This window comes from Sporosarcina sp. P33, from assembly GCF_002077155.1.
Lineage (GTDB): Bacteria > Bacillota > Bacilli > Bacillales_A > Planococcaceae > Sporosarcina.
The window spans coordinates 2,277,461-2,290,827 of the sequence record NZ_CP015027.1; the positions used below are offsets into that span (position 1 = coordinate 2,277,461).

A 13,367-nucleotide genomic window follows, 5' to 3' on the forward strand; every position below is an offset into this window, starting at 1 on the left:
TACGTCAAACTCTGCGGCTCTCTCTGTACAACCCCCGGGATTACCGGTATAATAAGGTGCAATTACATATCTTTCGAAAAGGTTCTCTTTCCTAGAGATGAAAATGGAAATCGGTTAAAATCCGATGCGGTCCCGCCACTGTAAGTGCACTGTGCACAAGCCAGGTCACCTGCCTTTAAGAAAAGAAGTTCCGCAGCAACCTACGAGGATAGGCACAGTGGGCGAAATCACTTGATTTCATTCCGCCTGATCCTTCGAAACTGTCGAAGGATTTTTTCGTGTCTGCGGCCAGCGTAATGCATTACCCATTTCAGAGGAGGAATACAAATGAAGAAGTTTTGGCAGCTGTTGCTTACAGCGATGCTTGCGGTATTACTGCTTGCGGCGTGTGGAAACGACAGTACAAAAGAGGAAAAACCGGCAGATGAAAATCAGGCTGGCGAAGAAACAAATACAGACTCGGAAGCGTCTGCAGATAACACCAGTTATCCATATACATTGAAGGACGCTGTTGGTGAAGAAATTACATTTGAAAAAGCACCGGAAACAGTTATTTCATTACTGCCAAGCAATACGGAAATTCTGTTTGGCATCGATGCCGGCGATAAAGTAATTGCTGTAACAGAAAACGATACATATCCAGAAGAAGCGACGAAGCTGGATACAGTAGGGGACTTCACAGTCAACGTGGAAAAAGTTATTTCATTGGAGCCGGATGCAGTATTTGCAAATGAAATGATGATGGGATCAAACGAAGAAGGATTGAACCAAGTCCGTGAAGCAGGCATTCCGGTAATTGTTATACAGAACGCAAAAACATTTGAAGAAACATATGAAACGATTGAAACGATCGGTAAAGTAATGGATAAAAATGCAGAAGCCAATCAAGTCGTGGAAGATATGAAAGCAAAAGTGGAAGACATCAAAAAGAAAGCAGCAGACATTACAGACAAAAAGCGTGTGTTTGTTGAAAACTCCGATGCACCAGAAATTTATGCTCCAGGTAAAGGGACATTCCCGCAGCAATTCCTAGATATGATTAATGCAGAAAATATTGTGACAGAAGAAGGCTGGATTATGATCAGTCCGGAAACGATTGTGGATGAAAGCCCAGACGTGATTCTGGCAATCTACAGCTATATCCCGAACGTTGTGGAAAATATTAAAACACGCGACGGATTTGACACAGTCACTGCAGTTAAAGAAGATCGGGTTATTCAACTGGATGAAGATATTACAAGCCGGACAGGCCCACGTCTGGCTGACGGATTAGAAGCTTTTGCGAAAGCAGTCTATCCAGAGGTATTCGGTGAGTAAAACAGCTGTCGCCTATGCCGTGTCGATTGCCACACTTCTTGTGGCAATCTGGCTCGGTGTATCGATCGGCACGGTGAAAATACCAATAGAGACGCTATGGAATCAAACGGATGCGACCGCCAGCAATATTTTGTGGAAAATCCGTATGCCTCGCGTACTGCTGGCGGGAATCGTTGGCGCGTCATTGGCCATTTCAGGAGCTGCGTTTCAAGGGCTGCTGAAAAATCCATTAGCGGATCCATATACCCTCGGAGTGTCGTCCGGTGCCTCTGTAGGCGCTGTGATTACACTCTTTTTTGGTATATCCTTACCGGTTTTGGGCACGTTTACTTTACCTGTTTTCAGTATGATCGGTGCAGCAGTCACCATGTTCCTTGTGATCGGCTTTGCCCGGATGATTGACCGGTCAATGAAAATGGAAACCATTATTTTAACGGGGATCATTTTTGGATCGTTTCTTGGATCGGTACTCTCTCTGATGATTGCGCTGACACAGGAAGAGCTTCGTCAGATTGTCGGCTGGCTGCTTGGCAGCGTGTCGATGAGGGGCTGGAAATATATTACGATGGTATTGCCGTTTTTCATTGCCGGCTCGTTTATTTTGTGGCTCAACCGCAGGGAATTGAACGCGTTATTATTCGGCGAAGAGCGTGCGCATCATCTTGGCGTTAATGTAAAACAGCGCAAATTGATGATTCTGCTCGGCGGCTCGGTATTGACAGGCTCTGCAGTTGCGGTGTCCGGAACTATCGGCTTTGTCGGACTGGTCGTGCCGCATATGACGCGCATGCTGTGGGGGTCGGATCACCGTCACGTGCTGCCGCTGTCATTATTCAACGGCGCTTCGCTTTTAATCATTTGTGATCTGGTAGCGCGGACGGTTATTTCGCCGGCTGAGTTACCGGTCGGTGTCATTACGGCATTCATTGGCGCTCCGGTGTTTGCCTATATCTTTTACAAGCAGCGCAGAAAAGGAGCGATGTAATTATGTTGCAAGTAGAAAACTTATCGGGGGGCTACGGCAAAGAACCGATTGTGCGAAATGTGTCGTTCCACGTGGAAAAAGGAGAAGTTCTCGGGATTTTAGGGCCAAATGGCAGCGGGAAGTCTACTTTATTGAAAATCATTTCAGGTATTTTGCCGAAACAAAGCGGCAAGGTGATGATTGCCGGAAAACCGTCCGGTGCGTATTCTCAAAAACAGTTCGCACAGCAAGTCGCAGTGTTGCCGCAGCTTCATGCACATGCTTTCTCCCATTCGGTGAAAGACACGGTGGCACTCGGCCGCTACCCGTATCAGTCGGGAATTTTCTCCAGCTGGTCTGAATTGGATGAGCAAGCGGTTCAGGAAGCGATGGATCATACAGGCGTGACACGCTATTCAGATACCGCAATTGAACTGTTGTCAGGAGGTGAGCAGCAGCGGGTGTTCGTTGCGCAGGCACTGGCACAGCAAGCCCCCGTGCTGTTGCTGGATGAGCCGACGAATCATTTGGACATCGCCCATCAGCAGCAATTGCTTGATACCATCCGTAATCAGGCGAGACAGAAGGGCATCACAGTCATCTCGGTATTTCATGATATTAATCTTGCGGCGCTCTATTGTGACCGCCTGCTGCTGATGAAGGGCGGGGAAGTGTCGGCGATTGGCGTGCCTCAGGATGTGGTCCTTGAACAGGAAATTCATTCTGTCTACCATGCGCGAGTAAAAACGCAGCCCCATCCTGAAATGCCGAAGCCGCAAATGACGATATTGCCGAAATTGCAGGAGGAAGAGCAGCGATTCTTCGTGACTAAAGCAGATGTGACTGTACAGGAAGACCATGTGCTGCTGCAATCAAGCCAGCCGCTAAAAACTATTTCATCTGCCGTTCATAATGCAGGCGTTGGCTGGTACCGGACATTTGTGAACCGCGGTGTGCCTGCGGATTACATGATTGATGACGTGCAAAGGGAGAACACGGCGTTTTTGCGTTCGCATGGGTATCATTTGACAGATACAGTCGCGATGATGACTGCGGTCAGTCCGGAGCACGTCGAAGTGCATGAATATGAAGCGGACTTCGGCTCGATTGTCGTCGTAGTAACAGCCGGTGTCGGAAATGCGGTGGATGTTTCCAAGGCGTGGCAGCGCGAAGATATTTCTTATATAGGAACGATTAATACATGGGTGTTCATCAACGGAGTATTGAGCGATGAAGCGTTCGTTCAGGCACTTGTTACGGCGACAGAAGCGAAAACGAAAGCTTTGGCGGACGAGCAAGTGAAAGATCCCGAATCAGGAACGGTTGCGACAGGCACTTCGACAGACAGTCTGCTCATTGCATCCACACAGCAGGGAACGAAGCTGCCGTATGCCGGACCGATAACACAGCCTGGAAAACTGATTGGTAAAGGTGTCTATGACTGCACCGTACGGGCTATTCATTCATATCGGGCGGCAACAGGGGGAAGGCAATGATTCCTGCACATATAATTGCCATTGCGATTGGCATGGTGCTTGACCGGCTCATTGGTGATCCGCCGAATTGGCCGCATCCCGTCAAGTGGTTAGGGACGACAATCGGCAATTTGACGAAACTGCTGAATAAAGGCCGCATGCGCACGGTGAAAGGCGGAGTTCTGTGGCTGCTCATTTGCATAGGGACATTCGTTCTTGTCATTTGGTTCATCAGTATCGCCTACCGCTTGAATATATTCGCGGGCATTACGGCTGAAGCTTTGCTGATCGCAGCCGGACTGGCACAAAAAAGTCTTCGTGACGCAGCCCTTCTCGTCTATGAGCCGCTGCAGTCGGGAGATATAAAAGAAGCGCGGGAGAAATTGAGCTGGATTGTCGGCCGGGATACGGAAAAACTGGATGAAAGTGCGATTTCCCGTGCGGCGATAGAAACCGTCTCGGAAAACACTTCGGATGGAATTACCGCGCCGTTATTCTGGGCGTTCTTGCTCGGCGCACCCGGTCTGTGGCTTTACAAAGCAGTCAACACGCTGGATTCGATGATCGGCTACAAAGATGATCGTTACCGGGAGTTTGGAAAAATATCTGCACGCATGGATGATCTGTTCAACTGGATTCCTTCCCGAATTACCGGTGTACTCATTATACTGTGTACACCGAATGAAGGCGGACGCCCTGTAAAACAGCGGATCAGCGGCTGGCTGCGCGATGCGAAACGGCATATGAGCCCGAACAGCGGCTATCTCGAAGCAGCGACGGCCTGGCAGCTGAATATTCAATTGGGCGGAAGCAGTACGTATCGCGGCATCCTGTCGGAAAGAGCAGTGCTTGGACCGCCAGTCGTCGCTAATATGCGGCACATACGCTCAACAATCCATCAGATGCAAGTTGTGTCGTGGATTTTCTGGCTGCTGTGCACAGTGATAGGAGTCGTTTTCTATGCAATTACCTGAACACGGCGCAAACAGTAAAAGACTGTATGCGTCGTTGAATATCCCGATGCCCGATCACGTTCTCGATTTCAGCGAGAACTGCAATCCCGCAGGACCTCCGCCATCTGTAGCGGACGCGTGGCCTGACTTGCTGGCAACACTTGCCGGATATCCTGATCCGGACGGGCAGCCATTTTTATCCGCCATTGCCGCCTATCATCATACAGAAGAGCAACAGGTTCTCGTCGGCAACGGGGCGGCCGAAATACTGTCGCTGCTCGCAGGACGCTATGAAGGCAAACGTGTCATCGTAATCAATCCGACTTTTTCTGAATATAGGGCTACGCTGGAAGCGAACGGGGCAGAAGTGGTGCAGCTTCAGGCTGTCGAAGCTGATCATTTCCAGCTGCCCATGGAGCAGATTCTGAAAGCGCTGCCGGAAGCAGATGCAATTTATTTGTGCACGCCGAATAATCCGACGGGGCTGCTGCCGTCAACAGACGTATTATGGACGATCATCAAGGCAGCTGAACAGAGTGAGACAGATATCGTGCTTGACGAAGCTTTCATTGACTTTGTGGATGAAAACCGCTCATTTATCAGGTACGCCGCAAGCTGTCCCCGCCTGATGGTCGTCCGCTCGATGACGAAAATGTATGCAATTCCCGGCATTCGGTTAGGTTATTTAATTGCACATCCCAGACGGATTGAAGCCTTAAAACGCCGAGCCTCTCATTGGCATGTCAATGGAATCGCTGCGGAAATCGGTGTGCTGTGTCTGCAGGAAGAGGCATATCGGCGCCAGGCAATCGAGCATGCAAGGCAAGAGCGTCTGAAGATGAAGGAGTTTTTACATTCGCACGGCTGTGAAGTGATTGATTCCGCCGCTAATTATTTGGTCATGAAACCAATATGCGACGCCAATCTGCTGTACCGGGAGTTATTGGCCCAAGGAATGATCTTGCGCCACTCTGAAAACTTCAAGGGCATGGACGGACGCTGGCTGCGAATTGGAATGAAATCCGAAACGATGATGAAAAGGCTGCGGGAGGCGATGGAGACTTGGTTCAAGGAACACTGACATTTATCAGCGGCGGGGTGCGAAGCGGGAAAAGTGCCTACGCGGAGCATCTGCTCGTTAATCAGGCAGCTGGCCGCCTCGTCTATATCGCATCCGGTAAAGCGACCGATGCGGAGATGAAACAAAGGATCGACAAGCACAAGGAAGACCGCCGCCATGCAAACTGGCAGACGATCGAGCAGCCCGTAAATCTTCATGAAGTTCTGCCGTTACTGCGTTCCGGTGACCTTGTGCTATGGGATTGTCTGACAACGTGGCTGGCAAATGAGCTGTACGAAGGATTTGAAGAAGGCCGCCCCTGTGTGCACCGCCCGGGGTGTCTGGAGCAGAAGCAGCAGCGCTTATTACATACCATCAGACAAATGAAAGAAATTGTCAGCCAACTCGTAATTGTTTCCAATGAAGTACTCGACGAATGGCCGCAGTACGAAGAGGAGACCGAGCTGTACCGGCAGACAATCGGCAGGCTGCATCAAAACATCGTAGAAATAGCGGACACAGCCATCGAAATGGATCATGGCATTCCGATTGTCTGGAAAGGGGCGCCTCTATTATGAAAGGTTTAATGGTTGTCGGCACTGCGTCAGACGTCGGCAAAACGATGATCTGCACCGCGTTATGCAGGCTGCTTGCGAATGAAGGTGTCCATGTAGCACCTTTTAAATCGCAAAACATGTCAGGCTTCACCGAAACATTGCCGGACGGCCGTGAAATCAGCCGGTCGCAGCTGCAGCAGGCAGAAGCCGCGCGAACAGAACCGGTTGCCGAAATGAACCCCATTTTAATGAAACCTGGAGCGAATTTACAGGCTGACGTATTATTCATGGGTATTCCGGCAGGCGGGACAGACGGGCACGTATTTCGTGAAAAGTGGTTCGATAAGGGATTCGATGCCATTCGGCAGGCGCTTAATTATCTGTCCAATCAGTACGATGCGCTCATTATGGAAGGGGCGGGGAGTACCGCGGAAGTCAATCTGATGGACCGTGAACTGACAAATATGCGTGTGGCGGAATTAGCCGATGTGCCTGTCCTGCTCGTGTCAGATATTTCAAAAGGCGGCGCGTTCGCATCGGTCATTGGTACGCTGCAGCTGCTGTCAGAAGAGAGGCGCAGCCGCGTCAAAGCAATAATTATCAATAAATTTTACGGCGATGCTTCGTATTTTGAAGAAGGTGTCGCATTCATTGAACAATACACAGGCATCCCGGTCGCAGGTGTCATTCCGGTGCTGGAGAACCACGGAATTCCGGAAGAAGACATGGACCGCAGAACACAGCCCGCGGCGGCTGGGGTTGATGTCTATGAACAATGGGCAGACCATGTGAAAAAGCATATCAACTGGCCGTTGATTCAATCCATTTTGGCGTAAAGGGGCGGGAAGATGAATAGCATTTTATTAGCGCTCCAGTTTTTCACGTCTTTTCCTGTCAATAAAGAACTGCCGCTCGGGAAGAAAGAAGTGTCCGGCATGTACATCGCGCTGCCGTTCGCAGGCGGCGGAATCGGTTTGCTGCTGGCGGGCGCTGCGTATATCACGGGCGATTTCAACAGCTTTCTTGCAGCGGTACTTATTTTGCTGACAGGACTCATCGCAACAGGCGGCCTGCATGCGGACGGTTTTGCAGATCTCGGTGATGCATTCTTTTCTTATCAGGACCGGGAAAAACGTTTGAAGATTATGGGAGATCCGCAGCTCGGCGCATTCGGCACCTTGTCCTTGCTCATTTTGCTTGGCCTGAAAATCGGTATTTTTATGGAGATTCTTCAGCTGGCAAATGGCTGGGTATTACTCGTTGCGGTACCGGTTTTATCACGCGCTGCGCTAGTCGTCTACTTCACACGGACAAAAACAGCGAAATCAAGCGGAATTGCGCATTTCTTTCAACAGAACTTTCTGCGGGGGCCTATGCTGTTCGCTTCATTTGCTGTCAGTGCAGTGACAATCATTTTTGTAAGCGTGTACTATCAGTCATTTCTTCTCATTCCTGTCATGCTGCTCGTCATGACTTTGTCTGTCTGGCTCTATAAACGGTGGACCGTCAAACATTTCGGCGGCGCCACGGGAGATCTGTGCGGTGCATTTATTGAAGGAATGGAGGTGCTGCTATGGCTCGTCCTTATCGTTTATTTCTCGTTCGGCATTTAAAGACGGCTGCGAATGAAAGCAGGCAATATTGCGGCTGGACGGATAGTGAGCTCGCATCTGCTGATGGAGAGGCTGTTGAATTCCCGGTTGCTGTCCGCCATGTGTTCGGCAGTGATCTGAGCAGAACACGCCAGACCGCTTCGATTTATTTTCCGCAGGCAGAGTACACGGCGGATGCTCGTTTACGCGAGTGCAGCTTCGGGGATTTTGAAGGGCAGACATATGAGCAATTACAACATGACCCAGACTATCGAAACTGGCTGGATGATCCGTGGCACGTACCGCCGCGCAACGGGGAAACGCTCAAACAAGTGAAAGCCCGTGTGCTAAACGCGCTGTCCGAACTGCCGAATGAAGCAGTGGCGGTGACGCACGGCGGCGTGATCCGCGTAGTGCTGGATACATTCGCTCCGCTCAGCCGGTCATTTTGGGAGTGGAACGTACCGAACGGCTCGATCTGGCAGCTCGAATGGGCAGACGAGCAGGAAATGAAGGAGGGGAAGCGATGCACGTCTTTATCGGAGGTGCCTATAACGGCAAAACGGACTATGTAAGACGTTGGGTTGGCGATACGGCTGCATGTTTCTGTACAATGGAGACAACAGCATCCGCAGCTCCCGGCGAATGTCTTGTCATTACGGGTTTGCATGAATGGCTGATGAATACTGCATTGACCGAAACAGAAGCAAGTCAGGCCGTGCGTGATGTCAGCGGCCCTGACACGGTTTTCATTTTGACAGAGATCGGCCGCGGCATCGTCCCATTAGATGCCGGACAGCGTGAACTGCGCGACCGGTGCGGCCGTCTGTATCAGCAATTATTTGCTGAGGCGACAGGCGTTACGAGAATTTGGTATGGCATTCCCCACACAATAAAAGGAGTGAAGTGAATTGAAAATCTACACAAAGACAGGCGATAAAGGCACAACCAGTTTGATCGGCGGGCGCGTGGCGAAAGATGACTTGCGCGTAGAAGCGTACGGCACAATCGATGAACTGAATTCATTCATCGGCAAAGCAATGACAGAGCTGGAAAAAGAAAAGTTTGCAGATATCCTGACTGACCTCGAAACCATTCAAAATGAATTATTTGACGGCGGCGGCGACTTGGCAAACGTCATGAAAGAGCGTCACTATAAGCTGGATGAAGAGCCTATAACCGTTCTGGAACAGCGGATTGACAAATTAATGGAAGAAGCCCCCGAATTGGAACGGTTCATCCTCCCGGGCGGTTCACCTGCCGCTGCGACTTTACACATCGCACGCACCGTCACACGCCGCGCTGAACGCGTTACAGTAACACTGATGAACGCAGCCGACGACGTATCACCGGTGGTGGGCCGATACTTAAACCGCTTATCGGACTACTTATTCGTAGCAGCACGCATCGTCAACGCGCGCCTCGGGATTCCCGACAATGAATACGTCCGCAGCGCAAAAGTATTCCGCACGAACGACAAAAAAGACAAGTGAATCACAACAGACAGAGGCCGAGGGGAATATCCCCGGCCTCTTCAATAGTCTTGCGTTGATAGATTTTGGGTGAGCAGTAGTATGCGGGAGGGGGTTGCTTATATGCCTAGGTTAAGTGATCAAAGAGTTGGGCTAAGCGCTCATACATCTGGGTCAAGCGCTCATACATCTGGCCAAGCGCTCATAGAGTCCGGTCAAGCGCTCATACCCCCTGGCTAAGTGATCATAAAGTCCGGTCAACCGCTCATACTCCCGAGTCAACCGCTCAAACCCCTTGGCCAAGCGATCATAAAGTCCGGCCAACCGCTCATACTCCCGGGTCAAGCGCTCATACCCCCTGGCCAAGCGATCATAAAGTCCGGCCAACCGCTCATACTCCCGGGTCAACCGCTCATACCCCCCCGGCCAAGCGATCATAAAGTCCGGCCAAGTGCTCATACTCCCGGGTCAAGCGCTCATACCCCCTGGCCAAGCGATCATAAAGTCCGGCCAACCGCTCATACCCCCTGGCTAAGTGATCATAAAGTCCGGTCAAGCGCTCATACTCCCGAGTCAACCGCTCAAACCCCCTGGCTAAGCGATCATAAAGTCCGGCCAAGTGCTCATACTCCCGGGTCAAGCGCTCATACCCCCTGGCCAAGCGATCATAAAGTCCGGCCAACCGCTCAAACCCCCTGGCTAAGCGATCATAAAGTCCGGCCAAGCGCTCATACTCCCGAGTCAAGCGCTCATAGCCATTGGCCAAGCGATCATACCCCCCTGGCCAACCGATCATCCCCCTTGGCCAAGCGATCATAAAGTCCGGCCAAGCGCTCATACTCCCGAGTCAACCGCTCAAACCCCTTGGCCAAGCGATCATAAAGTCCGGCCAACCGCTCATACTCCCGGGTCAAGCGCCCATACCCCCTGGCCAAGCGATCATAAAGTCCGGCCAACTGATGTTATTGTAAAAAACGTACACAAGGCTCTCATTATTGTTATAGTGAACCTAACTTAGAAAAGGACGTGTACGGCATGAAAAAACATCGCTCACCAGAATACAAACGGTATCTCAGTAAGTTGGTAGTGGAAGAAGGCAGAAAAACCACGGAGCTTTCTTACGAAACCGGCGTACCTGTCAGTACAATTAGACGCTGGGCGGCAACTTATCGGAAAGAGTTGAAAGATCAGTATAAAGAAGAAGGTTTAGAAACGTTTTCCGACATGGAAAAGAAGCTAAGGGAAGCCGAAAAAGCTATGAAGGATCTGCAGGAGGAAAATGAAATCTTAAAAAAGGCTATGCATGTCTTCGCGAAAGACCAGGCGTAAAGTACGAGTTTATTGAAAAGCATCAAGGCGTGTACTGCGTGACGAAGATGTGCAGGGTACTGGGTGTCTCTCGAAGTGGCTATTATGAGTGGAGACGGCGACCGCTGACCAAGGAATGGCAGGAGCGGCAGGAGTATAGAGAAGCGGTGAAACAGGATATTTCAATCTCTTACCATCAAAGCCACGGTATTTACGGCAGTCCTCGGATCCATGGAGATTTATTGGCGTTGGGATATACGCTGAGCGAGAGCTATGTCGCTTCTTTAATGCGTGAAATGGGCTATTCAGCAAAATTTCCTAAACGGTTTGTGAACACGACGGACTCCGACCACGGGCAACCGATTTACCCTAATTTACTGAATCGTCAATTCAATGTAGAAGTGATAAATACCGTGTGGGTGACGGACATCACGTATATTTACACGCTGGACGGCTGGTTGTATTTGGCGAGTGTAATGGACCTGTATTCACGCCGTATTGTAGGCTACAGTCTAGGAGAGTCATTGAAAGCTGAGCTGGTGGTCTCAGCGTTACAGAAGGCGTTGGTCTGCAGACAGCCGCCAAAAGGTTTTCTGCATCATTCGGACAGAGGAAGCCAGTACTGTTCAAAAGAGTATATCCCGCTCCTTGAGGAGCATAACGCGCAAATCAGTATGAGCAGGAAAGCAGATCCATATGACAATGCCTGTATCGAGTCATTCCACGCAACCACTAAGAAGGAATTGATTTACCGCTGGGGCAAGATCGGGCGCGAACAAGCCAAGCAAGAGATTATCTCGTACATTGACGGGTTCTACAATTTGCGAAGAAGGCATTCAAAATTGGGATATCTGTCACCCATTGAATTTGAGCTGCAAGAACGTGAGCGCGATCAGAAAAATAGAGCAGAAGAGTCGCTTGTTTTGTGACCAGATTGACGGTGAAAGAGAATTATTCCAAAGGAATCATTCTCTTTCACTGTCCGACCAAGCGAAGCGCGGTAGTGGTTGGAGAGTAAAAAGCGCTCAATATTGAGTGTACGTTTATTGACATAACTCCACAAGCGCTCATACTCCCGAGTCAACCGCTCAAACCCCCGAGTCAACCGCTCATAGCCCCCGGCCAACCGCCCATACTCCCGAGACAACCGCTCATCCCACCCCGCTCAACCGCTCAATCATCACACCCGAATTACATCATACAGCTCCGAAAATTCTTTTCTGCTTAAAATCTTCGGCACGGGATACAGCGGATTCGCTTCCGCCGATGCCCGCTTCACCATCAGCGGAATATCCTCCTGAACAATCCCGTTCACCCGGTCAGGAATATTCATCGCGCGGTTCAGTGCCCGAATTTCACTGATGAATTTCTCTGCCTTCATCCGCTTCGTGTCAGTACGGCTGGTGATTCCGATCAAATCCGCCAGCTCGGAAAGGGGTTCGTATACACATTCGCCATAGTATTCCAGTACATGCGGTAAAATAATCGCATTCGCGAGTCCGTGCGGCATTTGATAAAACCCGCCGAGCGTGTGTGCGATGGCGTGCACATTTCCTACATAGGCGCGTGTGAATGCTTTGCCGGCCAGATAGGAAGCCCGCTGCATATTCGCCCGCGACGATAAATTCCCTCCATTGCGGTAAGCTTCGAATAAATTCGTGAACACGAGCTGCACGGCTTCGCGGCTGTCTTCCCGCGTTTCCTTCGTATTGCTTCTGCCGATATACGCTTCCACTGCGTGCGTCAGCGCATCCATGCCAGTTGCCGCGGTTATCGCTTTCGGCAGTTTCACGGTCAGCAAGGGATCAAGGACAGCGTAATGGGGAATCAGCGACGTATCATTAATCGCATATTTTTCATGCGTCTCACTGTTCGTCACTACCGCTGCGAGCGTCGCTTCACTGCCGGTGCCCGCAGTCGTCGGCACCGCAAAAAGCACAGGGATCCGTCTGCGGACATGCAGCTGGCCTTTCAATTGAGGAATCTTTTTCTGTGGCCTTGCAATCCGGGCACCGACCGCTTTTGCACAGTCGATCGGAGAACCTCCGCCAAACGCAATCAGCGCTTCGCATTCATTCGCGAGATACAGACTGCGCGCTTCCTCGATATTGTGAATGGTCGGGTTCGGCACCGTTTTGTCATAGACCAGATAGTTGATGCCAAGTGAATTCAGCCCGACCAGCAATACATCCATCAGACCGAGCTTCGCGATATCGCGGTCTGTCACAATCAGGACACTGCCAATCCCTAAACTTTTTACTTTTCCGGCTAGGCCTTCCAGACTCCCCAGCCCTTGCAGCAGTTCGGGCTCCCGCCAAGGCAGAAAATTCATTCCCGCCTTAAAACTTTTCTGAAACAGCCGCGCATATAACCGATACATAACCAAAACTCCTTTCCCGTGCTCGCGTAATATTACGGAAATGTTAACATAATATTCAGAAGTCTGCTAATATGGTATATAATAAAACGAAAGGGGCATGGCAGGCCAGGCAATCCCGATCATCGGCAGCGGATACGGGGTGATGACGCAACAAAATCCGCACAGAACTTGGTTTTGCTTGTAAAATTAAATCGTCTCCGCATGGTAATTTTTACATCCGCGAATCATAAGCTGGACAATACTTGCTGACTTCAACGGCTGTAAAATGAAAAATAAAATCATAAAAAAC

At 50.4% G+C, this 13,367-nt stretch carries 16 protein-coding genes and 1 riboswitch; of the genes, 13 read left to right on the forward strand and 3 right to left on the reverse strand.

From position 1 onward, the window contains the following. Positions 1-62: 62 nt before the first annotated feature. Positions 63-192: riboswitch (cobalamin riboswitch) on the forward strand. Positions 193-327: 135 nt separating this feature from the next. The 11 genes from SporoP33_RS11345 to SporoP33_RS11395 are packed head-to-tail and all read left to right on the forward strand — an operon-like array spanning position 328 to position 9,411. Continuing rightward, positions 328-1,317: an ABC transporter substrate-binding protein gene (locus SporoP33_RS11345; RefSeq protein ID WP_081243809.1), complete on the forward strand. Its 990-nt coding sequence runs from the start codon at positions 328-330 to the stop codon at positions 1,315-1,317. Next, positions 1,310-2,302 (forward strand): FecCD family ABC transporter permease, encoded by a 993-nt coding sequence (locus tag SporoP33_RS11350; RefSeq protein ID WP_081243810.1) that lies wholly within the window; start codon positions 1,310-1,312, stop codon positions 2,300-2,302. The genes SporoP33_RS11345 and SporoP33_RS11350 overlap by 8 nt, the downstream gene beginning before the upstream one ends. A 2-nt stretch (positions 2,303-2,304) precedes the next feature. After that, positions 2,305-3,777 carry an adenosylcobinamide amidohydrolase gene (locus SporoP33_RS11355; RefSeq protein ID WP_081243811.1) on the forward strand — a complete coding sequence of 491 codons (1,473 nt, stop codon included), beginning with the start codon at positions 2,305-2,307 and terminating at the stop codon, positions 3,775-3,777. Continuing rightward, the gene (gene cbiB, locus SporoP33_RS11360) at positions 3,777-4,730 is read left to right on the forward strand and encodes an adenosylcobinamide-phosphate synthase CbiB (RefSeq protein ID WP_081244844.1); all 954 of its coding nucleotides are present in this window, start codon (positions 3,777-3,779) and stop codon (positions 4,728-4,730) included. Before SporoP33_RS11355 ends, cbiB begins: the two co-directional genes overlap by 1 nt. Continuing rightward, a complete protein-coding gene (cobD, locus tag SporoP33_RS11365) occupies positions 4,717-5,790 on the forward strand; it encodes a threonine-phosphate decarboxylase CobD (RefSeq protein ID WP_081243812.1) in 1,074 nt (357 codons plus the stop codon). Before cbiB ends, cobD begins: the two co-directional genes overlap by 14 nt. After that, entirely contained in the window at positions 5,772-6,347 is a 576-nt protein-coding gene (locus tag SporoP33_RS11370; RefSeq protein ID WP_081243813.1) for a bifunctional adenosylcobinamide kinase/adenosylcobinamide-phosphate guanylyltransferase, read from the forward strand. The genes cobD and SporoP33_RS11370 overlap by 19 nt, the downstream gene beginning before the upstream one ends. Further along, positions 6,344-7,162, forward strand: a complete 819-nt coding sequence (locus tag SporoP33_RS11375) for a cobyric acid synthase (protein ID WP_081243814.1) — start codon at positions 6,344-6,346, stop codon at positions 7,160-7,162. The genes SporoP33_RS11370 and SporoP33_RS11375 overlap by 4 nt, the downstream gene beginning before the upstream one ends. Before the next feature lie 12 nt (positions 7,163-7,174). Beyond that, the gene (locus tag SporoP33_RS11380; protein ID WP_081243815.1) at positions 7,175-7,939 is read left to right on the forward strand and encodes an adenosylcobinamide-GDP ribazoletransferase; all 765 of its coding nucleotides are present in this window, start codon (positions 7,175-7,177) and stop codon (positions 7,937-7,939) included. Next, a complete protein-coding gene (locus SporoP33_RS11385) occupies positions 7,900-8,493 on the forward strand; it encodes a histidine phosphatase family protein (RefSeq protein ID WP_081243816.1) in 594 nt (197 codons plus the stop codon). Before SporoP33_RS11380 ends, SporoP33_RS11385 begins: the two co-directional genes overlap by 40 nt. Continuing rightward, positions 8,445-8,828: a bifunctional adenosylcobinamide kinase/adenosylcobinamide-phosphate guanylyltransferase gene (locus tag SporoP33_RS11390; RefSeq protein ID WP_231293240.1), complete on the forward strand. Its 384-nt coding sequence runs from the start codon at positions 8,445-8,447 to the stop codon at positions 8,826-8,828. Before SporoP33_RS11385 ends, SporoP33_RS11390 begins: the two co-directional genes overlap by 49 nt. 1 nt (position 8,829) lies before the next feature. Continuing rightward, a complete protein-coding gene (locus SporoP33_RS11395; protein ID WP_081243817.1) occupies positions 8,830-9,411 on the forward strand; it encodes a cob(I)yrinic acid a,c-diamide adenosyltransferase in 582 nt (193 codons plus the stop codon). Positions 9,412-9,564: 153 nt separating this feature from the next. Here SporoP33_RS11395 and SporoP33_RS11400 read toward each other — a convergent pair whose 3' ends face one another. Both SporoP33_RS11400 and SporoP33_RS11405 read right to left on the reverse strand, forming a co-directional pair. Further along, positions 9,565-9,798: a hypothetical protein gene (locus tag SporoP33_RS11400; RefSeq protein WP_081243818.1), complete on the reverse strand. Its 234-nt coding sequence runs from the start codon at positions 9,796-9,798 to the stop codon at positions 9,565-9,567. A gap of 4 nt (positions 9,799-9,802) precedes the next feature. After that, on the reverse strand, positions 9,803-10,186 hold the full coding sequence (locus tag SporoP33_RS11405; RefSeq protein WP_155961344.1) for a hypothetical protein: 384 nt from the start codon (positions 10,184-10,186) through the stop codon (positions 9,803-9,805). Positions 10,187-10,425: 239 nt separating this feature from the next. On the opposite strand from SporoP33_RS11405, the gene SporoP33_RS11410 reads away from it, so the two are divergent. Together SporoP33_RS11410 and SporoP33_RS11415 are read left to right on the forward strand one after the other, a co-directional pair. Then, a complete protein-coding gene (locus SporoP33_RS11410) occupies positions 10,426-10,719 on the forward strand; it encodes a transposase (RefSeq protein ID WP_081243820.1) in 294 nt (97 codons plus the stop codon). Between the two features lie 11 nt (positions 10,720-10,730). Further along, positions 10,731-11,627 (forward strand): IS3 family transposase, encoded by an 897-nt coding sequence (locus tag SporoP33_RS11415; RefSeq protein WP_231293346.1) that lies wholly within the window; start codon positions 10,731-10,733, stop codon positions 11,625-11,627. Positions 11,628-11,878: 251 nt separating this feature from the next. Here SporoP33_RS11415 and SporoP33_RS11420 read toward each other — a convergent pair whose 3' ends face one another. Then, positions 11,879-13,078 carry an iron-containing alcohol dehydrogenase gene (locus SporoP33_RS11420; RefSeq protein ID WP_081243822.1) on the reverse strand — a complete coding sequence of 400 codons (1,200 nt, stop codon included), beginning with the start codon at positions 13,076-13,078 and terminating at the stop codon, positions 11,879-11,881. Between the last annotated feature and the right edge of the window lie 289 nt (positions 13,079-13,367).

What these genes read in the sequence shown, in the direction of transcription:
- SporoP33_RS11385 (WP_081243816.1), top strand. Translation starts at nt 7,900, where the DNA reads ATGGCTCGTCCTTATCGTTTATTTCTCGTTCGGCATTTAAAGACGGCT.
- SporoP33_RS11380 (WP_081243815.1), top strand. Translation starts at nt 7,175, where the DNA reads ATGAATAGCATTTTATTAGCGCTCCAGTTTTTCACGTCTTTTCCTGTC.
- SporoP33_RS11345 (WP_081243809.1), top strand. Translation starts at nt 328, where the DNA reads ATGAAGAAGTTTTGGCAGCTGTTGCTTACAGCGATGCTTGCGGTATTA.
- SporoP33_RS11420 (WP_081243822.1), bottom strand. Translation starts at nt 13,078, where the DNA reads ATGTATCGGTTATATGCGCGGCTGTTTCAGAAAAGTTTTAAGGCGGGA.
- cobD (WP_081243812.1), top strand. Translation starts at nt 4,717, where the DNA reads ATGCAATTACCTGAACACGGCGCAAACAGTAAAAGACTGTATGCGTCG.
- SporoP33_RS11355 (WP_081243811.1), top strand. Translation starts at nt 2,305, where the DNA reads ATGTTGCAAGTAGAAAACTTATCGGGGGGCTACGGCAAAGAACCGATT.
- SporoP33_RS11405 (WP_155961344.1), bottom strand. Translation starts at nt 10,186, where the DNA reads ATGATCGGTTGGCCAGGGGGGTATGATCGCTTGGCCAATGGCTATGAG.
- SporoP33_RS11410 (WP_081243820.1), top strand. Translation starts at nt 10,426, where the DNA reads ATGAAAAAACATCGCTCACCAGAATACAAACGGTATCTCAGTAAGTTG.
- SporoP33_RS11375 (WP_081243814.1), top strand. Translation starts at nt 6,344, where the DNA reads ATGAAAGGTTTAATGGTTGTCGGCACTGCGTCAGACGTCGGCAAAACG.
- SporoP33_RS11390 (WP_231293240.1), top strand. Translation starts at nt 8,445, where the DNA reads ATGCACGTCTTTATCGGAGGTGCCTATAACGGCAAAACGGACTATGTA.